Source organism: Prosthecobacter fluviatilis (assembly GCF_055388355.1).
Genome location: NZ_AP043782.1, coordinates 2,370,170 through 2,389,604 on the forward strand (window position 1 = coordinate 2,370,170; position 19,435 = coordinate 2,389,604).

Annotated in this window: 20 protein-coding genes; 13 read left to right on the forward strand and 7 right to left on the reverse strand. The window is 58.3% G+C overall.

The window, feature by feature from the left end:
* Positions 1-94 precede the first annotated feature (94 nt).
* The 6 genes from ACZ5WW_RS09130 to ACZ5WW_RS09155 all read left to right on the forward strand — a co-directional run bounded on the left by ACZ5WW_RS09130 (position 95) and on the right by ACZ5WW_RS09155 (position 4,787).
* Positions 95-427, forward strand: a complete 333-nt coding sequence (locus tag ACZ5WW_RS09130) for a hypothetical protein (protein ID WP_377164939.1) — start codon at positions 95-97, stop codon at positions 425-427.
* A 14-nt stretch (positions 428-441) separates the two neighbouring features.
* Positions 442-1,020 carry a hypothetical protein gene (locus tag ACZ5WW_RS09135; RefSeq protein WP_377164937.1) on the forward strand — a complete coding sequence of 193 codons (579 nt, stop codon included), beginning with the start codon at positions 442-444 and terminating at the stop codon, positions 1,018-1,020.
* Positions 1,021-1,157: 137 nt separating this feature from the next.
* Positions 1,158-1,466, forward strand: coding sequence for a hypothetical protein (locus ACZ5WW_RS09140; RefSeq protein WP_377164935.1), 309 nt, complete (start codon positions 1,158-1,160; stop codon positions 1,464-1,466).
* Between the two features lie 16 nt (positions 1,467-1,482).
* Positions 1,483-3,186, forward strand: a complete 1,704-nt coding sequence (locus tag ACZ5WW_RS09145; RefSeq protein ID WP_377164933.1) for a trypsin-like peptidase domain-containing protein — start codon at positions 1,483-1,485, stop codon at positions 3,184-3,186.
* 309 nt (positions 3,187-3,495) lie between these two features.
* On the forward strand, positions 3,496-3,834 hold the full coding sequence (locus ACZ5WW_RS09150) for a hypothetical protein (RefSeq protein ID WP_377164931.1): 339 nt from the start codon (positions 3,496-3,498) through the stop codon (positions 3,832-3,834).
* Positions 3,835-3,851: 17 nt separating this feature from the next.
* The gene (locus tag ACZ5WW_RS09155; RefSeq protein ID WP_377164929.1) at positions 3,852-4,787 is read left to right on the forward strand and encodes a hypothetical protein; all 936 of its coding nucleotides are present in this window, start codon (positions 3,852-3,854) and stop codon (positions 4,785-4,787) included.
* A gap of 4 nt (positions 4,788-4,791) precedes the next feature.
* On the opposite strand, the gene ACZ5WW_RS09160 is transcribed toward ACZ5WW_RS09155, so the two are convergent.
* On the reverse strand, positions 4,792-7,038 hold the full coding sequence (locus ACZ5WW_RS09160) for a redoxin family protein (protein ID WP_377164927.1): 2,247 nt from the start codon (positions 7,036-7,038) through the stop codon (positions 4,792-4,794).
* A gap of 119 nt (positions 7,039-7,157) precedes the next feature.
* On the opposite strand from ACZ5WW_RS09160, the gene ACZ5WW_RS09165 reads away from it, so the two are divergent.
* A complete protein-coding gene (locus ACZ5WW_RS09165; protein ID WP_377164925.1) occupies positions 7,158-8,270 on the forward strand; it encodes an NHL repeat-containing protein in 1,113 nt (370 codons plus the stop codon).
* Between the two features lie 11 nt (positions 8,271-8,281).
* Positions 8,282-8,902: a hypothetical protein gene (locus ACZ5WW_RS09170; RefSeq protein WP_377164923.1), complete on the forward strand. Its 621-nt coding sequence runs from the start codon at positions 8,282-8,284 to the stop codon at positions 8,900-8,902.
* On the opposite strand, the gene ACZ5WW_RS09175 is transcribed toward ACZ5WW_RS09170, so the two are convergent.
* Positions 8,857-9,552: a 3-keto-disaccharide hydrolase gene (locus ACZ5WW_RS09175; RefSeq protein WP_377164921.1), complete on the reverse strand. Its 696-nt coding sequence runs from the start codon at positions 9,550-9,552 to the stop codon at positions 8,857-8,859. The genes ACZ5WW_RS09170 and ACZ5WW_RS09175 overlap by 46 nt on opposite strands.
* A gap of 175 nt (positions 9,553-9,727) precedes the next feature.
* The gene (locus tag ACZ5WW_RS09180; protein WP_377164919.1) at positions 9,728-9,892 is read right to left on the reverse strand and encodes a hypothetical protein; all 165 of its coding nucleotides are present in this window, start codon (positions 9,890-9,892) and stop codon (positions 9,728-9,730) included.
* A 90-nt stretch (positions 9,893-9,982) separates the two neighbouring features.
* Here ACZ5WW_RS09180 and ACZ5WW_RS09185 point away from each other — a divergent pair, with 90 nt between their 5' ends.
* The gene (locus ACZ5WW_RS09185) at positions 9,983-10,192 is read left to right on the forward strand and encodes a hypothetical protein (protein ID WP_377164917.1); all 210 of its coding nucleotides are present in this window, start codon (positions 9,983-9,985) and stop codon (positions 10,190-10,192) included.
* A gap of 51 nt (positions 10,193-10,243) precedes the next feature.
* Here the strand turns inward: ACZ5WW_RS09185 and ACZ5WW_RS09190 are convergent, their stop codons facing one another.
* The 3 genes from ACZ5WW_RS09190 to ACZ5WW_RS09200 are packed head-to-tail and all read right to left on the reverse strand — an operon-like array spanning position 10,244 to position 11,556.
* Entirely contained in the window at positions 10,244-10,675 is a 432-nt protein-coding gene (locus ACZ5WW_RS09190) for a hypothetical protein (RefSeq protein ID WP_377164915.1), read from the reverse strand.
* Positions 10,676-10,682: 7 nt separating this feature from the next.
* Positions 10,683-10,988 (reverse strand): hypothetical protein, encoded by a 306-nt coding sequence (locus ACZ5WW_RS09195; protein WP_377164913.1) that lies wholly within the window; start codon positions 10,986-10,988, stop codon positions 10,683-10,685.
* Positions 10,969-11,556: an RNA polymerase sigma factor gene (locus ACZ5WW_RS09200; protein WP_377164911.1), complete on the reverse strand. Its 588-nt coding sequence runs from the start codon at positions 11,554-11,556 to the stop codon at positions 10,969-10,971. The genes ACZ5WW_RS09195 and ACZ5WW_RS09200 overlap by 20 nt, the downstream gene beginning before the upstream one ends.
* A gap of 223 nt (positions 11,557-11,779) precedes the next feature.
* On the opposite strand from ACZ5WW_RS09200, the gene folD reads away from it, so the two are divergent.
* The 4 genes from folD (at position 11,780) to ACZ5WW_RS09220 (ending at position 18,099) form a co-directional block, all read left to right on the forward strand.
* Positions 11,780-12,658: a bifunctional methylenetetrahydrofolate dehydrogenase/methenyltetrahydrofolate cyclohydrolase FolD gene (folD, locus tag ACZ5WW_RS09205; RefSeq protein WP_377164909.1), complete on the forward strand. Its 879-nt coding sequence runs from the start codon at positions 11,780-11,782 to the stop codon at positions 12,656-12,658.
* Between the two features lie 49 nt (positions 12,659-12,707).
* Entirely contained in the window at positions 12,708-14,264 is a 1,557-nt protein-coding gene (locus ACZ5WW_RS09210) for a S10 family peptidase (protein ID WP_377164907.1), read from the forward strand.
* Positions 14,265-14,544: 280 nt separating this feature from the next.
* A complete protein-coding gene (locus ACZ5WW_RS09215; RefSeq protein ID WP_377164905.1) occupies positions 14,545-16,758 on the forward strand; it encodes a DUF1549 domain-containing protein in 2,214 nt (737 codons plus the stop codon).
* 45 nt (positions 16,759-16,803) lie between these two features.
* Positions 16,804-18,099: a DUF1501 domain-containing protein gene (locus ACZ5WW_RS09220; RefSeq protein ID WP_377164903.1), complete on the forward strand. Its 1,296-nt coding sequence runs from the start codon at positions 16,804-16,806 to the stop codon at positions 18,097-18,099.
* Positions 18,100-18,166: 67 nt separating this feature from the next.
* Here the strand turns inward: ACZ5WW_RS09220 and ACZ5WW_RS09225 are convergent, their stop codons facing one another.
* On the reverse strand, positions 18,167-19,288 hold the full coding sequence (locus ACZ5WW_RS09225; protein ID WP_377164901.1) for a hypothetical protein: 1,122 nt from the start codon (positions 19,286-19,288) through the stop codon (positions 18,167-18,169).
* Positions 19,289-19,435 lie beyond the last annotated feature (147 nt).

The following is a 19,435-nucleotide window of genomic DNA, read 5'->3' on the forward strand; positions in this document are numbered from 1 at the left end:
GTTTGCCGAATGGCAAGGAAGTTGCGTGGCAGACCATTTAAGATTAAATGCTGCATGCGCCACATTGGCGCGGACCATCCCCTCGCTCCTTCACATGAACAGGCCCTTTTTGTCATTCTGCATGGCGTTCTGCCTGACGAGCCTGTCCTGTGAACGTCATACCGAGCTCAGGCGTGAGATAGCCGCACTGGACGCCCGCATCAAAAAAGACAAGGCGGACACGCTCCAGTACGAGCAGGACATCGCCGCGCTCGGCGGCAAGGAGGCGCTGCCACGCATCTCCCAGCAGGCTCAGGAGACAGAGGATCAGGTGCGCCCTCTGGAATTTGTCAACGCCCCCAGGGAGCGCAAACTCTCGGCCATTGAAAGCGGGTTCGCGATGCTGAAACCAGCCGCAGAGGCCTACAAAGCCGCAAACCTTAAATAATCCCCCTCTCGCCTGTGTTCGAATTCCGTTTCAGCACCCTTCTCAAAGCCCTGCTCTTTTTTGCCTGCGTCCTTGGCGGCTGTGACTACCTCCACACGCTCGACAAGCTCAAATCAGACCTTGCCGACCTCAAAGCCGAAGCCGACACGGCACGGGAAATCGCGGAACTGCGCAAGCAGGAATGGACCGAGCTCAAAGCAGCCAAAGACAAGCTGGCCCAAGTGAACGCACGCCTGGCAGAGATCAACCGGCAGCGCGATCTTCTGGACGCCAGGGAGCGCAAACTGACCGGAGAGGTCAAATACATGGCGGATTCCTTGGCCGCGGCCGTGGAAAAGGTGCGCTCATCCGACATCGGCACTGTGATCCCCGAACTCCGGCTGATCGGACGCCCAGCCCTGCACAACGCTAAAATATTCAAAATCAACGATGATTCAATCTCCTTCCTGCATGAAGACGGCGTTGCCAACCTGCAGGTGAAATCGGATGAACTGCCACAGGATTACGTTCTGAAGTATGATCTCGGCCCGAAATCCATTCACAACGGCTTAAATCGCCTCATCAGCGAGCTCAGAGTGGGCGCGACCAAATAAAGCCCACATAGGGCTGAGAGGCTGCGTCAATCGCCCATCGCCGTCGCGAACTTGATGCAGCATTTTTCTTGTCGATTTCGATACCCCGTGGTTTGATGAATGGGTTCGACATGAATTACCTATGCATTTTCGCTGCAATGCCAGTCATTCTGCTGGCAAGTTCCTGCAATAAAATAGAATCCCTATCTAAAGACAGGGAGGCGCTGGAGGCAGAGTTCCTGCAGAACAGCATCGAACTGCAGGGGCTCGACACTCAGTATGCAGCTTTGGATGCCCATGCTTCAGACCAAATCCAACCGGAGCAACAACATGCCGAATGGGTGAAAAAGAACACAGCCCTTCAGCAGAAGCTGGCAGATCTCAGCAAAACCTGCACCCAGGGCGACGAACTGCTTAAAAAGGTTCGGAGCAAGCTCGAAGCCTACAAGGCCCTAAGCGCCCAATAGTTTCAAACGCCCGCTTATGCTTACCTCCCCCAAGTTCTGGCTGCTGCTTCTGATCGCCTGCGCTGTCGGCTACGGCGGCTACAACGATTACACCCAAAAGCTCAAATCTGCCGAGAGCTCGCTTCAGGAGAGCAGCGCCAAGCTGACCTCGCTGCGCAACCTCATCACTCAAAAGAAAGCCCTCATTCAGCAGAAACGTGAGGACATGGAAAACAACCAGGCACTCCTGAAGGCCAGAGACATTCTCGACAAGCGGCTGGCAAAGATCAACGAGGAGCTGGCAGAGAGCGCCAAATCCTTCAAAGCGGCTGTGGAAAAAGCACGCAACGACGCCAGCGGCAAGGAACTGGGCGACATAACGATGACCAACGGCAGACTGCTGCGTGGCGTCAAAATCCGCAAAGTGGACGAAACAGGCCTCTCATTGTCGTACGCAGACGGCATCGGCACGGCATCGGTGGAGCTGATGCCTGAAAATTTGCAGCAGAAGTATGATCTGGGAACCAATGCCCTGGTCCCCAAAATGATGACGGCGCTGGCGGCCTTTCAAAGCACAGCCCCCAGTGACGTGGTCACCACCAAAAATCAGAGCCCCGAGATCAAGCCCTCGAACAACGCCTCCACCTCACCCGTCGCCAGCGCCCCACAAAGCACACCGGCACCGGCAGAGGGGGCCTCCTTTGACGCCAGGTGTCTCGTCATCATCAAAACCGACCGGGGCAGCGGCTCAGGCTTCATCGCACAAGCGGGGGGCAAAACCCATGTTTACACCAACGCACACGTCATCTGTGGCACCCCCGCTGGCTTCACCTCGAAGATTGTCAGCATCAAAACGGCCTCCGGACAGAACATTCCAGTTCCGTATGAGATTGAGCTTTCGAACAACTATGATCCCGAGGCAGCCCATGGGCTGGAAGACGTGGCAAGATTTCCGGTGTCCCTCAAAGAGGGGGAGCCCTCATACACGCTTGCAGACACCAATCTGTCCGTCAGCGTGAATCAGAGGGTAACCGCTTATGGCAACAGCCTGGGGGCCGATGCCGTGACTTCATTGAACGGCATGGTGGTGGGTCTGGGGACTGACCGCATCGAAATCAGCTGTGAAATCGTGCCCGGCAACAGCGGTGGCCCCGTCGTCCTCACAGACACCAAGCAGGTGCTTGGCATCTCGACCTATCTGAATGCAGCCAAACGCGACATTTGGACCAATGGGACTGTTTTTGACAAGGTGCGGAGATTTGCGGTCAGGCCAGACAAGGTGACCAAGTGGAGAAAAATGCAATACACCTCCCTGATGAGTTCATTGGCCGAACTGAAAGCCTTTGACCGAGATACACTGACCTTGGCCGCTGCCTGCTATCTCAATCCCAAACCCAACCGCGGGGGCTTTGATGTTCCCAGCCAGCCCCGCGGGGACTACATCATCCGCCAGGTCATCGCGGACGGGAGCAAGTACACGCTGGGCGGTGTCATCAGCAGTGGCATTACCAGGGTCAATCAAAAGCTCGGGGGCACAAAAACCACGATATCCATTTCCAACGTGGTGCCGGTGTTTGCCGAATTCTTTGCTTCCGTCGCCCAAGCCTCATCCTCGCAGATAAGCTCGCTTTCACTGGCTGACAGAGCGCCATATCTGAAGCAGTTCATTCCCGAACTGCTGGAAATCAGAAAAGCGGTTCATGCACAGTTTCTCAATGAGGGAGCCACACGCTACCGTTGAGGCGGGGCATGCTTCTCTCACTTGGTAGCACGCTCAGGACCGCAGCGGAGGCTCACCGCCTGCCTCCGCAAATCATCTCGACGCCACTCGCATCACGGGCACGGCGTCCATTCCTACGATTCTGTCACGTGCAGACGCTGAATCCCCGCATCAGACTGTTCAATGAGCGCTGTGCGGCCGGGCATGCCATTTTGCCTACCGGCAGGCACTGAATCATCATGGAATATTTCACATGCAAAAGGCTGCCTATAGGTGTACATCCATCAATAAAATTCGCCTCCGGGCAAAAACCATAATACATTTACTGAAATGCGTCGCATCTTCATTTTAACCTGCCTTGCGTTCGTCGTTTTGGGAAGCTCCTGCGACAAACCAGCCCTGCTGAACGATCAACGGCTCAAAGTCGACGCAGACTTTGAACGCGCCAAGGAGGAAATGCGCACCGTAGATGCCAAGTTCGAAGCGCTTCAGACCGCCGCTTCACCGGACGGCATGAGCTTGGAGCAACAGCATGAAAAGACCGTGAAAAAAAACGCGGAGCTGGAGGAGAAGGTCGAGTATCTCCGGCAAAAGTGCGACGAAGCCGAAGCTGCGCTGGGTGAAATCCGTCCGCGCATGGCCACCTACAAAGCCAAATACCTTTATTAAACTCCCCTGAGGTTATCATGTCCGAAGAATCAAAAATCTGGGTCTCCCTTTCCCTGCTCACCCTTCTCGTCGTCTTCTGTTTCACAGGCCAGTACCTGAGCTCTGTGGACACGGCCAATGTGGCGCTGAGTGACAGCAAATCGAGGCTGGCACTCATTCAGGACCAGCTGACGAAGAGAAAGAAATTTTGGGCCGAAAAGGAGCAGTTTGTTCAGAAGCTCAAGGCCGAGACTGAAAAAAACGCCACTCTTCTTGGGTTACGAGACACGCTGGACCAACGCTTTGACAAAGCGGACAGCGACTTGAAGCAGACTCTCGACTCCATGAGAGAATGGGTGGACAGAACGCGCAAGAATGCACCCGGCACCGATCTGGGAGAGGTGAAACTAGCCAGTGGAAAGGTTCTGCGCGGCGTCAAAATACGGAAAGTGGAAGATTCCGGCATTTCGTTCATTCACGATGACGGTGTCGGCTCCATTCCGGCAGACCAAGCCCCTGAAACCCTAAAGGAACAATATGATCTGGGACCTAATGCCCTGGTGCCCATGATTGAGAAAGCCCAGGCGGCGCTTTTTCAAAATCCTGGTGAAGAGAGCATCATAAGCCCATCCATGCCGGCCGCTCCGCCCCCCTTCGTTTCGAGCTCCCCCGCACCAAAAGCCTCGATCAAGATTGACGAAGCCAAGATCAAACGAATCAAGCTGAGGATGGCGGAGCTGGATGCAGCCATCACCAGCTATACAAATCTGGTCTCGCAGTATCGGAAAACAGCGGCAAGCCATCAGGAGCTGGCGCAGAATGCCAAATATCGGGGCACCCCGACCACCCGCCACACCGAAAATGCAAACAAAGTGCTGGCTCAAGCCGCAGCGCTGGAAAGCCAGATGGCCAGCATGCGTGAAGAACGCTCCAAGCTTGCGGTCGAGCTCGACTTTGCAGTGATGGGCAAATAAGAGCTTACTCGCTCGCCAGCTCCGGATTGAGCGGGGTGTAGTGCTCCATGTAGCCGATCATCATTTCGTCAAATGTTTGCTGCCCCCAGCGAACGGTTTTGCCGGGATCGGGGTTGGCGGGATTGGATGCGCTGTTGTCATACACAGCGGTAATCTTGACCGTGCTGCCACGCGGCAGGAAGTGCGGCGTGGCATAATCGTAGCGCAGCTGCCAGTTAAAGTCGTACTTGGGGATGTCCAGCAGAGTCTCGGTCTTGCCGTCCGGGAGGGTGACTTCAAATTTGAAGGCTTTCCCACGCACATGCATGTGCGCCATCCAGGCCATCACATTGATGTCCGTTGGCAGCTTGCGTGAGGCCGTTTCAACATGATTGGCCTCTCCCGGCGGGATGCTGATACGGGCATTGGGCAGGCCGGTGGTGTGGATGACGTACTTCGGCGGCTCTTTGGCAAACAGCAGCCCCATGCGGATGGTGTCCTCCACGGCCTTGCCATTGGGGGTGTAGTGGATCTGGAAGCTCACGGTGGCCCCGGCGGGGAGCTTGCGCGCAAAGCCTTCGGGATAGACCTGCTTGGAATTCCCAGGAACATACGCGGCCCAGTAGCCTTGCGCCCCCTCTTCCCCGCCCTGGCTCACCCGGCTGCCCTTTTCGAAAACGCTGACGATCACATGGTGCACCACTTCGCGGGCGGTCGGCAGGATCTCATAGCCACGCACCCAGCGGTCTTCGGGAAAGTCGGTGGTTACCGTCACATGCTGATAGGGCATGGTGCCCTCGGCTTTGACGGACACGGGACGTGCCCCGGCGATGATGGCATCCGGCTTTCCAATCGTCCACTCCCCTTGAAACACACGCGCTCTGGGTGCATCGGCCACATCGCCCTTCGCCCGGTCGGAAGACGCCAGCCAGGCGAGAAGGTCTGAGCGGTCTCGCTCGGAGAGAGCGCGGTCATTAGCCCAGGGAGAGTGTGCCCTGCCCTCCAGCGGCGCGGCAAACCACGGCGGCATGGCCCCACGCTCCACCTGCTTGCGGATCATCCCTGCGTGCTCGATCACATCTTCATAGGTCTCCAGAGCAAAGGGCCCAACGCCGCCTTTGTGGTGGCACTCAACGCAGTTGGCCTGCATGATGCGTGAAATGTCACGGTGGTACGTCGCCACAGTGCCCGCAACGGCTTTCTCCTGGGGGAGGTCCAGCGCGCAGCCGGGGGCGCTGGTGGCCACGACGTCCGCAGGTTCGCCGCGCAGCATCGCAGCCACGGCATCGCGCAGGTAATGATGTTGAGGAGCATCCTTGGAGTAGCCGAGCCCATACTGGTCATTGAGCGCACCGCGATAAACCAGCGTGCGTGCGGCATCGAGAAGAAAGACCTCGGTCGTGGTGGCTGCAGCAAGCTGCTGAGCAAGTTTGCCTTCCGCGTCGCTGGCAGCAGGAGAGGCCAGCTTGTGATCGGCGAGAAATTTGACGGCCTCCTCGGTCTTCTGTCCAGGCGGTACGTTCACCAGCAGCATGCCCACGCCTTTTTCCTTCAGCTCTTTTTCCAGCCGAGCCGTCTCGGGGGCAAGCTTGCCGCTGATCGGGCAGGTGGCGCTGAAGAGAGCGATGACGAGGCCGTTTTTGCCGGCGGCGCTGCTGAGTTTAAGGTCGGCTCCTGCCAGAGTCTTGAGGGTGGTGTCTGCAACCATGCGGCCCACACCATGGTCGCCCCCCTTGAGCCGCTCGGGAGCTTCCTTGAAGGTCGGGTCTTCTGAAGCGGGCTTGATCGGAGTACTCGAGACCTGGCTGCTGGCGGTGCCGGCACCGCCACGCCTGCGCAGAGCAGCCACACCTTTCTCGGCCTCGTCCAGCGTCACGTAGCCGTCTTTATCGGCATCCAGCCCGTTGAACCACTTCTGGTTTGGCAGCTCTTCGGCGGTCAGCTTGCCATCGCCGTTTTTGTCCAGTCGCTTGAACAGAATGGCCGTGGATTCGTTGCCGACTCCGCTGGCCTGCGGATTGCCAGCGAGCTTGCGCATCTTTTGCACGGCCAGCAGCGCCTCCTCGCGCGTCAGCTTGCCGTCCTTGTTCAGGTCCAGCTGGGGCAGGTATCTGGCGCCATTCATTTCATCTCCACTGATGATGCCGTCTGCGTTGAGGTCGAAAGCCTTGAACTTTTCATCGAATTCAGCCTGCTGGGCGTGGACACGCAGACCGAAGACAGAACCGGCCAGAGTCGCGCCGCCAAGGAGGATGGAGAGAACCTTTTTCATGGGAAAGTGCATGGGAACCAGCTATGTGACCTGAAGTTTCCTGCCGTATGACAGGATCATCCAGCAAAATCGCTGTTGTACGATTGACCCTGCCGCCCGGCTTCGTTTGAATCGGCCTGATGAGCAACCGCATTCTCTCCCTCCTGTCTGTCATGGCCCTGGCCGGCACCGCTGCCGCCGAGGTGTCCTATGAATTCGTTCCCAACTTCATCTCTCCGCCTCCCGGCAAGGAAACCATTGGCGACGGCCACGGGGAGATCGCGGTGGACTCCACCGGCAAGATCTACGTGAGCGTGCAGGACAAAGACCCCGCCCTGGCTGGCCTGCAGGTCTATGGCAAGGACGGCAAGTTCATCAAAACCCTGCCTCTGCCCCCTTCCCTGCATGGCTTTGTGATCCGAAAACTGGGCGATGGCGAGCACATCTACGCCGCCGTGCTGGGTGAGCAGAAAGTCATCAAGTGCAACCTGGACGGCACCGTGGTGATGGAGATCCCCACCAGCGCCTTCCCGGCCGAGCAGCGTGATTTCGTCAGTGTCACCAAGAGCGACGAAGCCGACCCGAAAAAGAAGACCCCCATCGCCTCCGGCGTGAAGATCGCTGACTCCAAAACGGAGATCACCCTGAAACTCGCTGACGGCACGGAGAAAAAAATCGCGAAAGAGAAAGGCGTGGGCGCTGCCGGCGGCCTCAAGCTGACCAACTGCGATGTGGCCCCCAATGGCGACATCTACGTGGTGGACGGCTACGGCCGCAGCTTCATCTTCGTGTTCAGTGCAGATGGCAAATTCAAGAGCGTCTTTGGCGGCCCTGACAAGCCGCTTGCTCTGGCCAACGCCCACAAGATCTTCATCGACACCCGCTTTGAGCCCGCCCGCGTGATGATCTGCGACCGCGGTCACAAGCGGATGCTGCACACCGACCTTGCAGGCAATTTCATCAGCGAGATTGCCACCGAAATGCGCAACCCCAGCTCCGCCAGCTTCCACGGCGACCTGATGTGCGTGGCCGAGATCGCCGGCAATGTCAGCGTGTGGGACAAGGCCAACAAGCGTGTCGCCGATCTGGGCACCAGCCCGGCGCTGACCAACACCCCCGGCATTCCTCCGCAGGACTGGAAGCAGGGCATCGTCACGAGCCCGCACGGCATCACCTTTGACAACGACGGCAACATCCTCGAGACCGAGTGGAACAAGTGGGGCCGTGTGCTGAAGTGGAACGTGAAGAAGTAATGATGCGCCTTGTGCGATCCATCCTCATTCTCGCCACAGGGGGAGCCGTTCTGGCCCCCCTGTGTGCTTTGGGGCACGGGGCGGAATTTCTCAGTGCCAAGCTCACGCTGCTGCCTGAGGCCGAAGTGCTGCTGGAGATCACCGCGGACTACGGCAGCAATCCCCTCATCATGGATGAAGCCGCAGCGCTGGAGGCACTGGCAGATCCGGTGCGCCTGCGGCAAGGTGACGTGCTGACGCCGCTCAACTCTGTGGGCAAAGCTCGCATTTCAGAGCACCACAACTGGGCGGATTACGCACCCGCCGCCTATCTACCCTCTGGCACGGAAGGCGAGGAGCATGCCTTGATCACTTCGTCATGGAGGTGGCGCAGCAGCGAGCCGGAGATCGTCTTTGAAATGCAGAAGGGCAAACTGCACGATGTGCTGCTCTGGACCCAGGATCTGTCGCATCCGGAAACGCCTCCCCGCTGGATGCTCCTGCTGGCGGGAGACCGCTCCCGCCCCATTCCCATCCAGCAGACACCGTGGTGGCGGGGCTGGATGGCGGCCGCAGGAGCAGGCGGCCTTTTTTTGCTAGTCGGGGCTTACTTCGTCTCGCGGAACTTCACATTGCGCCAGCGCACGCTGTAGGGGCCGGTGCCCGCCTTGATGCCATGCACCTGGAAGCCGATGTAGCCCTCGGGGTCATTCGGCTGGGCAAAGTCAGCAGCGGGCACTCCATTGACGAAGCTCTGGTAGTGATCGCCCTTTACGACGATGCGGTAGTGATTCCACTCACCTTTTTTAAAGGCTGCCTTGGCGGCGTCGGTGCGCACGGCTTCGGTTTTCGTCAGAATGCTCCACCAGGTGCCACGACGGGCTTCATCATAGAAATCGCCGGCAGTGCCGTTGATCGCGATCTCGCACTGTGGTCCGTAGAGACGGCCGGCGGGAAGCTTGCCTTTGGCCCCTTCGGGCACCGGATCGCCCTCTTTGGCAATGTGGCTGCGCACCTGGACCCCGGAATTCAGCGCATCGTCCACATTCACTTCAAATTCGAGTTCGAAGTCTTTAAAGGGACCGATGGCGAGAAAGGTGTTGGGGCTGCCCTCCGTGGTGGTGCCGGTCAGCACGCCGTTTTCCACTTTGTAAGTAGCCTTGCCGCTGATGATCTGGCCGCCTTGGAGGGAGCCATCGGCAAACCAGTTTTGCCACTCTTCGCTTTTGGTTTCGGCATGCAGGTTGAAGAGGGCAAAACCCAGCAGGGCGGCGGGAAGTGTAACGGTGAAGTAGCGTTTCATAGGTGATTGGGAGTTTGGGAACGCTGCTCAGAGTGATTTTCCATCGATAAGCCCCAGTTATTTAAGGAAACTTAAATAAATCCAGGGTTTTAATGGGGTAAAAACCCCAAATAAATCGAAGCCAACCTTGACCATAGGGTCAGGATGGAATTAAAATGGGGTTATTACCCGGTTATTATTGGATGGCCCGCCCTTCAAACACCTTCGACTCATTGTCACTGACGATCGCGATCACACCGCAGATCAAGCAGTACCTCGAAGACATGACTTTGAAGGGCACGTTTGGCAGCAGCCCCGCCGAGGCGGCGAGGATGCTGTTGAGCAATGGGATAGATGCCATGTTGAACTCGGGAGCTTTGGACAGACGCAAATGGACTCTCAAGGACGGACAGCTCGTCCTTCTGACGCCGGATCAACCTTCCCTATCATCATGACACTTCAACACGATCCTCAGGCCGACTCCACTGTCTTCTCCACCCTTGTTGAAGTCGAACTGACTGACACTGACCGCAGCAAAAAAGGCAGCTGGAAATCCGAAACCCGGCTGTCCATGCTTTCGCACGAAATCACCCGCTACATGCCGGAACTTGCCGCCCTGCTGGCCGAGGGCGGCAGGCAGAAGCTGCTGGCTGCAGCCTGATAGCTGAGGCCCCAGGCGCTTCCGGGAGACGTGGTCCCCGATGTGTGGATGTCATGGGTTTTCGCTGCCGAGGAGCCCCCAGGGGCCGAGACGTTCGGCGGCTTTTTTTCGCAGGATTTCCTGCTTTTCCAAAGGCAGGTGTTTGCAGATGCGGTCCAAGCAACCGGCCACACCGGAGCCCGCCTTCTGCCAGACCTCGGCACGCAGCAGCTTGAACTCAGCCGCCGTCTGCAGCAACTCCGCATGCACGGCGCTGCGCTCGGCCTCTGTGAGAGACAACTCCGCCACCATGGCAGATTCGACCTTGTCAATGAGACGGTCCACCGGCGCTTGGGACTCACCAGGATGGGCGATGGCGCGCTGAACAAAACGGCGCAGCACAAGCAGTCCGCCGCCGATGCCACAGCCTGCACCGAGGATGAAAACCAGCAGAAGAAGGAGCGCGGCCTTCCAGCGTGATGAGATGGTGGGTGAAGAGTGCATAAGAGAATCAAATACCAGCGAACACGGGCCCCTGAAGCTGCCAGATCCAGGCCATTTCATTCAACACATCCAGGCTGTGATGGCAGGCAAGAAACGCTGCAAGGGCGAGAGCTGCAAAACCGGCCTGCAGCCAGCGGGAGCAAAAGAGATCGAGCACATCATCCCAAAGAGAAGCGGTCTGACGTCGGCACTGCGGCGCGCTGATTTCTGCCCGGACGGCGAGCCTCACATCCACCCCCTGCGGCATGGAGGCCAGGCGGGCGCTTTGGGTGAGGCGATTCCAGGATCGCCGATTAGTCGAGGGTGTATCCATGACGTGTGAGGATGGTTTTGAGTCGTTGCCGCGCGCGGAAGGCTTTCACCTTGGCCTTCGCCTTGCTCCAGCCAAAATGCGCGGCGATTTCATGAAGAGGAAGCTGCTCCAGATGCAGCAGCGTGAGCAGGGCCCGGTCATCCGGCGGCAAATGGGAAAGGATGAACTGAACGCTGGCCAGGTCATTCCCAGGCGAGGAATCTTCAGCGCAGGCGATTTGGTCGAGCGGATGCCCCTCCGCCGTGGGCTGCACCAGGCGAGAGAATGGCGAGCGCTGATGCCTGCGGCAGAATTCGAGGCCGATATTTGCGGCGATGCGCCTGAGCCAGTGAAGAAAGGGCTTGTCTGGCCGCCACTGCGGCAGCGCACGCCAGGCACGGACAAAGCACTCTTGAACCATGTCTTCAAGATCGGCACGGCTGCTGGAGAAGCGATGAAGCATGGCGGTCATGGTGGGCTGATGGCGTTTGATGATCTGGTCAAAGGCCTCGAGGTCGCCCGCCTGCGCCGACTGCACCAGAACGAGGTCATCGTCCCTCTGGATATCGGTGTGGGCTGGAGCGGTCACGGCAGAGCAACTGAGGTAATTCCAAAACGAAAAAATGGCAACGCAGCGGCTCATTGAGCGAACGTCATAAACGAGGCTTTCAGACTTGTTCAGGGCATCCGCCACATACTTCCGCGGCTAAAGTCCTGAATGCCGGGCTGCGACTACTGGTTACAGAAAAATCAAGCCAGGGGTTTTTGGCCTCGGCGGTTGACTCCCTGCCCCGCCTGCACCACCTGAAAACATGCAGCTCATCTCTGGAACCGCCGTCGCTGAAAAAGTCCTCGAAGAATGCCGCCGTGACATCGCCACGCTGGCCGCACAAGGCCGCAAGCCGGGCCTGGCAGTCGTGCTCGTGGGTGATGATCCTGCCTCACGCGCCTACGTCCGCTCCAAAGACAAAAAGTGCCGCGATCTGGGCCTGCACTCGGTCAAGCTCGAGCTCCCAGCCTCCACCACCCAGGAGGAACTGCTGGCACACGTGGATGCCCTGAACAACGATCCTTCCATCCACGGCATCCTGGTGCAAAGCCCGCCGCCCAAACACATCGACGAAGCTGCGATCGTGCGCGCGATTGATCCCGCCAAGGACGTGGACGGGTTCCATCCGGTGAACGTGGCCAAGCTAGCCCTGGAAGATCCCACCGGCTTCGTGCCCTGCACCCCGCTGGGCTGCCAGCGCCTGCTGATTGAGGCCGGCATCGAAACCAGCGGAGCGCACGCCGTGGTGGTGGGCCGCAGCATGATCGTGGGCAAACCCATGGCCCTGCTGCTCATGGCCAAGGGCAAGGGCGGAGACGCCACCGTAACCGTGACTCATTCCCGCACCAAGGATCTGGCTGCCATCACCCGCACGGCGGACATCATCATCGCGGCAATTGGCCGCCCGCATTTCATCAAGGCGGAGCACGTCAAGGAAGGTGCCGTGGTCATCGATGTAGGCATCAACCGTGTGGACGATGCCACCAGTGACAAGGGCTACAAGCTCGTGGGCGACGTGGCCTTTGATGAAGTCGCCCCCAAATGCCGCGCCATCACCCCCGTGCCGGGCGGTGTGGGCCCCATGACCATCGCCATGCTGATGGCCAACACCATCAAGGCCTGCAAACAGGCGGCGGCCTGACGAGGATTTTGATTCTCAAGGCGGAGCGCGCATGCCATGCTGCGCGGATATGCGCATCCGCCCAACCTTTCTGACCACCTTACTGGCTCTTGCGACGCCGGTCTGTCTCAACGCCGACGAAGCCAAACCAGACAAGCCCGCCGCCCCCGCCTCCGAAAAAAAGGAAGGCAAGCAGCCGGAGAAGAAGGACGACAAAAAGTCCGAGTCAGACAAGCCCGTCGTGACGGAGGGAAAGGTGACCATCGGCGGCAAGGAGATCGCGTATCAGGCCAAGGCAGGCACCTTGCCCATCCTGAAGCCGGATGGCAAACCCTCGGCGCAGGTCTTTTACACGGCCTACACGATGAAGGAGGTGAAAGACAAGAGCACACGTCCGGTGACGTTCTGCTTTAACGGCGGCCCGGGCAGCAGCTCGGTGTGGCTGCACCTCGGGGCCTTTGGCCCCAAGCGCGTGGACCTGCCTGCAGACGGGCTCACGCCCCCACGCCCGCCGGGTGGCCTGGTGAACAATGAGTTCTCGCTGCTGGATGTGACGGACCTCGTTTTCATCGACCCGGTGAACACTGGCTTCAGCCGTCCGGAGGATCCCAAAAACCTGCCGGAGTTTCTCGGCGTGCAGGAGGACATCGCCAGTGTGGGCGAGTTCATGCGGCTGTGGGTCACGCGCGAAGAGCGCTGGAGCTCGCCAAAGTTCATCGCCGGCGAAAGCTACGGCGGCATCCGTGGCGGCGGGCTGGCGCAGCATCTGCAGCAGCGGCACCGCATGTACCTGAACGGCATTGTGATCGTCTCCGGCCTGCTGGACTACGCCACGCTGCTCTCCGGCCCCCTGAACGAAACACCCTACCTCGTGGGCCTGCCGGCCATGACGGCCACGGCGCACTATCACAAAAAGCTGCCCCCAGACCTGCAGGCCGATTTCAAAAAAGCCGTGGCCGAATCACGCGCCTTTGCCTTCGGCGAATACGCCTCCGCCCTGCTGAAGGGAAATGACCTGCCCCAGGCAGAACGTGAGAGCGTGGTGAAAAAGCTGGCCAGACTCACGGGCCTGGAACCCAAGCTGATCGAGCAGCAGGAACTGCGGATCGACAGTGGTGTGTTCCGTGAAATGCTGCTGCGCAAAGAAAAGCTGGTGCTGGGTGCCTATGATGCCCGTGTGACAGGGCGCGATGGCGATGAGTCGGACATCCACCCACAGATCGAGCCCTTCATGCGTGTCGTGGGCAGCGTAGCCGCAGCCTCCATGAACGCCTACCTGCGCGAGGAACTGCATTATGAAAAGGATCTCCCCTATGAAGTGCTGGCCCCACAGCCAAACTGGAACCACGGCAAGGGCAACAGCTACACCAGTGTGAGCGGCCAGCTGGCCGAGGCGATCAAACAGAACCCCCACCTCAGAGTGCTGGCACTTACCGGCTGGCGGGATCTCGTCACACCGCCAGACAACATGCTCCTGAGCGTGCGCCAGATGCGGCTGCCCGATGAACTGCGCGGCAACATCGAATTCGCGGAGTACGAGTCCGGCCACATGATGTACACCAATCGTCCGGACATGGAGAAAATGCACAACGACATTACTTCATTCATTATCAAGGCATTAAAGTAAATTCACCCCAAAAAGCCGCGGAAAGCTCTCATAAAAGATAAATAAGACACGGAAATTCAGCCCCTCATCCTGGCGAATGGCGATCTTGGACCAGCTGTAGCCCAATCCGGCCAGCTGAAAGGCGACTAACCGGACAAAACCCTGCTCCGACTGGGCAATCGGGCCTGCTGAGGTCTCCCGGCTGGCCAAAAACTCAAAAAAACGACAAATTCCCCCTAATTGGAAGCCCCCCCGGCTCGTTCGAACCTATGGAAGCCAATTTCACTCATTCCACATCACCATGAAACAAACCAAGAAACTGCTCAGCAGCCTGCTTGTTTCCGCACTTTGTGTGTCCTCCGCCTTGGCGGAAGTTCGCACTTGGACGGACACCTCCGGCCGCCAAGTCACCGCCTCATTCATCGGTCTCGATGGTGAGGACATCATCCTGAAAACCGCTGATGGAGTCACTCACAAGTTTGCTCTGACCAGGCTGTCTGCGGAGGATCAGGCTTTGGCAAAAAGCATGAAGCCCTCTGACCAGCCGGTGATGCTGGCCAATGCGACCGTGGCCCAGGCATCTGCCGCGATTGACCGCCTCGTGGCCAATGGCCTTGTGCGCGCCAATCCTGAACGAGCCAAGGGAGGCAAGAAACCGATCACCGGATTCAACCCCATGGCCAACGACGAGCAGTTCGTGCGCCGCGTCTATCTCGACATCGTGGGCCGCATTCCGAACTACACGGAAACCATGCAGTTCATCCAGGACAGCAACCCGAACAAGCGTGCCAAGCTGATTGACATGCTGCTCGACAGCCCTGGCTACAACAGCAACACGTTCAACTACTTCGCTGAAATGCTGCGCGTGAAAGACCGCCTCGAGCAGGACAACCTGCGCGGCGTCCCCTACATCAACTGGATGCAGCACCAGATCGAGAAGAACGTCACCTGGGACAAGATGGTGTTCGACATGCTGACCGCCAAAGGCAAGATGTGGCAGGATGGCGCCGCAGGCTACCTTCTGCGTGACGCCGGCATGCCGCTGGACAACCTGGCAAACACCCTCGCCGTGTTTCTGGGTACAGACGTGGCCTGTGCACAGTGCCATGACCACCCATTCTCCGACTGGACCCAGCACCAGTTCTATGAAATGGCCTCCTTCTTCGGAGCCACCACCACCAACATGCGCGTGGCCAGCAACCGCAAAGCCAAAGACTCCTCTGGCATGATGGCAGCGAATGCCATGCGGGACCTGATGCCCAAGATCGAAGAAATGGTGACCCAGAGCGGCATGGACATCAAGCGCATCCGCAATGGCATCCAGAACTACATGGGAGCCAACCGTTTCATCGTCGGCGACATGGACACCAACAGCATGAAGCTGCCCCATGACTACAAGTACCCGGACGCCAAGCCGAATGATCCGGTGGAGCCCAAGTTCATCACCTGGAGCAAAAATGACAAAAACCTTCCTGCGTACAAGCAGAAGATGAAGTCTGCGGAAGAACTTCGCCCAGCCTTCGCGAAATGGGTGACCGATCCTTCCAACCCTCGCTTTGCAATGGCCATTGCCAACCGCATGTGGAAGCGTGCTTTCGGTCAGGGCATCTCGGAGCCGGTGACCAACATCGATGATCCCAAGCAGTCCGTGAACCCCGAACTGCTCCTGCATCTGGCTGAAGAAATGAAACGGGTGAAGTTCAACATCAAGGATTTCATGCGCATCATCTACAACACCCGCGCCTACCAGTCCGAAGCCACCTCCGAAAAGATCGCCATGGGTGAGCCCTACTACTTCCAGGGCCCGCTTCTCCGCCGCATGAGTGCCGAGCAGGCATGGGATTCCTACATGACCCTGGTTCTGGGTGACCCTGACAAGTATGCCAAGCCGCTGGAAGATCTCTACAGCCGCTCCATCGACCTGGACCTCAGCAATCCCAAGCTGGATGCTCAGACCGTGCTGGTGAAGTATGACGCCTTCCGCAAGATGGCCGAAAAAGAGCGCGCCCTCATGGGTGGTGGTCTTGCCGAAGCGGGCGGTGGCGACATGATGATGGAAAGCGGCGGCAAAGCCAAAGGCAAACCCGCTGCAGCAAAGCCTGCCGGTGACATGATGGAAAATGCCTCCCTCACCTACAACGGCATGATTCTGCGCCGCGCATCCACGCTGGAGCAGCCTGCCCCGGCAGGTCACTTCCTGATCGACTTCGGCCAGTCCCCGCGGTCCCTGATCGACGGCAGCGTCAAGACCGGTTCGGTCCCACAGGTGCTGATGATGATGAACGGCAAGGCTCAGCAGATGCTGACCAGCCCGGATTCACTGGTCTTCCGCACGATGGAAAAAGTGAAGTCGCCGCCTGAAAAGGTGGAGGCTCTGTTTGTCTCGGTTCTCAACCGCCGCCCGACCCTTCCTGAGAAAGACATCGCCAAGCGCGCTCTTTCCGGCGGAGATGACGGCTACGCCAACATGATCTGGGCTCTCATCAACACCCGTGAGTTCATTTTCATCCAATAAATCTGCAGATCCATTCACAACACGTAACGCGCTAATCCTTATTTTATGAAATCAGAACTCAACAAGCTTAACCCCATCGCCCGTCGTGACTTCATGATGCGCACGGCCCAGGCCGCGCTCGGCGTGACCGTCATGCCCTCTCTGAATCTGGCTGCGGCAGGCACCACAGGTGCTGGCACCCCCGGATTCGGCAAGGCCAAAAACGTCATCTTCCTCTGGATGGGTGGCGGCATGACCCACATCGACACCTGGGATCCCAAGGACGGACCAACCAAAGGCCCGACCGACCCCATCAAGGCGAATGCAGGCTCTGGCAATATGGACCGTCTCGGCGGGACCATGGAAAAGATGGCCAAAATTGCCAACAAGTTCTCCATCATCCGCTCCATGAGCTCCAAAACCGGGGTGCATGATCAGGGCACTTATGTGATGAAGACCGGTTATGAACCCCGTGGCACGATCGTTCATCCTTGCATCGGCGCCTGGGCCTCTCATTTCCTGGGCCGCATCAAGGGGCCAACCCTGCCGGACAGCGTGGTCGTCAACAGCGGCAATGCGTTCCCTGGCGCAGGCTTCTTCCCGACCACGATGAGCCCCATCCCGATCTCCAATCCAGAGACCGGCCTGCAGAACATCAAGCCGACTACCTCGGAAGATCAGTTCAAGAAGCGTCTGTCTCTGACCGACGAATTCGACGCCTCCTTCCGCAAAAAATTCCAGTCGGACGAGGTGAAGTCCTACTCCGAGTTTTATGACGAAACGGTGAAACTCATGAAGAGCGAAGACCTCAAGGCCTTCGATCTCAGCCAGGAGCCTCAGGCAGTGCGTGAGAAATACGGCAGAAACAACTTCGGCCAGGGAGCCCTCCTTGCCCGTCGTCTGGTTCAGGCTGGTGTGCGCTTCGTCGAAGTTCAGTCGGGTGGCTGGGACATGCACAACACCATCGACACCGCTCTCGGCACAACCGCAGCCACGATGGACAACGTCTTCGCAGCCTTGATCGAAGACCTGATCTCCAACGGCCTGTTCGAATCCACGATGATCGTCATGGGTTCCGAGTTCGGCCGCACACCGGACATCAATGAAAACGATGGCCGTGACCACTACCCGCTCGCCTACTCCACCGTCTTCGCAGGCGGCGGCGTCAAGGGTGGCTTCGTCTATGGCTCCACCGACAAGGAAGGACGCCGTGTGGCTGACAAGCAGTGCACACCGCAGGACTTCCAGGCCACCATCGGCCACGCCATGGGCCTGCCTGTGGACGAAGTGGTCATGTCTCCTTCGAACCGTCCGTTCACGGTCGGCGACAAGGGGGTGCCCGTCCTCGATATCTTCGCATAATCAAGCGCAGCAGCATCTGCACAGTGAGAAGCACCCGGTCGCAAGACCGGGTGTTTTTTTGTCCCCTTTATTCCTCCCAGCCAAGGCCCTGAGTTTTCATGCCTCCCCGTCTGCGGGGAGCATTCAGCAACGCCGCCGCAAGAAGCACCAGCACCACCCCGCCGGGCTCCGGCACGGGCGTTACGGAAGCGACTGAAAAATTAAAGTCATCAAAGCTCTGGATGTAACTGATGGCCCCGTTGTCCAGCGTTCCTCCCCGCAAGTCCCACTGCAGACCGGTGATGGCACCACTGCTCAGCCCAAGGCTCAGGCTGTTAATGACACTGCTACTGCTGCCCAGCAGCGAATTCGCATCGTTGTACGCGCTGATTCCCAGGCTGGCGGTATTGTTCAGCGTATCCAGCGCCACCGTAATTTCAGACCAGCCCAGGGTGCCCATTTGATAGGCCGTCGTCTGCCAGGCACCGCCACTCAGGCGGTACTGCAGGAAATTGTCTCCTGTGTAGCCGACTTCAAACACGAATTGATTGGCTGCATCCAGCAGGGACACCCCCAGGATATTGCCTGTATCCGGATCATCCCAGTCCGAGGGTTTGACCCAGAATGACATCCTGACCAGCAATCCCTCGGTGCTGGCGGGAGAAATCCCTCCAAAATCACGGGAGTCCATTATGTAAAGATAGCTCAGGCTTTGATCAGACGCCATCAGGTTCAGGGTTTGCGAGCCCGTGTGCGGCATGGTATTCCGATAGGCGACAATCTGGTTTCTATCATACTGACTCCCATAGTAGTAGGGAGCGGTGGCATCTTCATAAAGCCGTCCTCCCGAGAGGGCCTTCCAGAGGCCTGAATTGTCAGCAATGTCCGCCGCCCCACCTCCCGGGCCGTAGCTGTTCGTGCCGTATTGACCAGCGTTGTAGCGCGAAACGTCAGGCCCGTTCGTTCCATCCCCCAAGGTATTGGGATAGGCCCCCACAGGCACCACCCCGGTGTAGCCATTGGCCATGTTGTTGTTGAGATAATACTGGGCATCTCCAGCCAGGTAACCCGACAGAATTTGACCGTTCATCGGAACACGATAGCCATCTTGCTCTTCAAAACTGCCCAGATAGGCATGCGCATCCTGCGGCCATAGCATCGCGCCGATGATGCCTGCATAGAGACAAAGTCTGACTTCATGAATCCTCACTTCTAAATATATACTCAAAAGCAATAAATATAAATTTAATAATTAATGCGATTTTCATCTCTGAGTGACACGTCTCGACTCTTGCCACGCCATTGGCTGCTGAGGGCGCGGCCATCCCCCCTCATTTGCCAGTCGCGTGGCATTCTG

Excerpts from the sequence above, each read along its gene's own strand:
- ACZ5WW_RS09130 (WP_377164939.1), top strand. The coding sequence starts at position 95 with ATGAACAGGCCCTTTTTGTCATTCTGCATGGCGTTCTGCCTGACGAGC.
- ACZ5WW_RS09140 (WP_377164935.1), top strand. The coding sequence starts at position 1,158 with ATGCCAGTCATTCTGCTGGCAAGTTCCTGCAATAAAATAGAATCCCTA.
- ACZ5WW_RS09145 (WP_377164933.1), top strand. The coding sequence starts at position 1,483 with ATGCTTACCTCCCCCAAGTTCTGGCTGCTGCTTCTGATCGCCTGCGCT.
- ACZ5WW_RS09150 (WP_377164931.1), top strand. The coding sequence starts at position 3,496 with ATGCGTCGCATCTTCATTTTAACCTGCCTTGCGTTCGTCGTTTTGGGA.
- ACZ5WW_RS09155 (WP_377164929.1), top strand. The coding sequence starts at position 3,852 with ATGTCCGAAGAATCAAAAATCTGGGTCTCCCTTTCCCTGCTCACCCTT.
- ACZ5WW_RS09160 (WP_377164927.1), bottom strand. The coding sequence starts at position 7,038 with ATGAAAAAGGTTCTCTCCATCCTCCTTGGCGGCGCGACTCTGGCCGGT.
- ACZ5WW_RS09165 (WP_377164925.1), top strand. The coding sequence starts at position 7,158 with ATGAGCAACCGCATTCTCTCCCTCCTGTCTGTCATGGCCCTGGCCGGC.
- ACZ5WW_RS09175 (WP_377164921.1), bottom strand. The coding sequence starts at position 9,552 with ATGAAACGCTACTTCACCGTTACACTTCCCGCCGCCCTGCTGGGTTTT.
- ACZ5WW_RS09180 (WP_377164919.1), bottom strand. The coding sequence starts at position 9,892 with ATGGCATCTATCCCATTGCTCAACAGCATCCTCGCCGCCTCGGCGGGG.
- ACZ5WW_RS09185 (WP_377164917.1), top strand. The coding sequence starts at position 9,983 with ATGACACTTCAACACGATCCTCAGGCCGACTCCACTGTCTTCTCCACC.
- ACZ5WW_RS09190 (WP_377164915.1), bottom strand. The coding sequence starts at position 10,675 with ATGCACTCTTCACCCACCATCTCATCACGCTGGAAGGCCGCGCTCCTT.
- ACZ5WW_RS09195 (WP_377164913.1), bottom strand. The coding sequence starts at position 10,988 with ATGGATACACCCTCGACTAATCGGCGATCCTGGAATCGCCTCACCCAA.
- folD (WP_377164909.1), top strand. The coding sequence starts at position 11,780 with ATGCAGCTCATCTCTGGAACCGCCGTCGCTGAAAAAGTCCTCGAAGAA.
- ACZ5WW_RS09210 (WP_377164907.1), top strand. The coding sequence starts at position 12,708 with ATGCGCATCCGCCCAACCTTTCTGACCACCTTACTGGCTCTTGCGACG.
- ACZ5WW_RS09215 (WP_377164905.1), top strand. The coding sequence starts at position 14,545 with ATGAAACAAACCAAGAAACTGCTCAGCAGCCTGCTTGTTTCCGCACTT.
- ACZ5WW_RS09220 (WP_377164903.1), top strand. The coding sequence starts at position 16,804 with ATGAAATCAGAACTCAACAAGCTTAACCCCATCGCCCGTCGTGACTTC.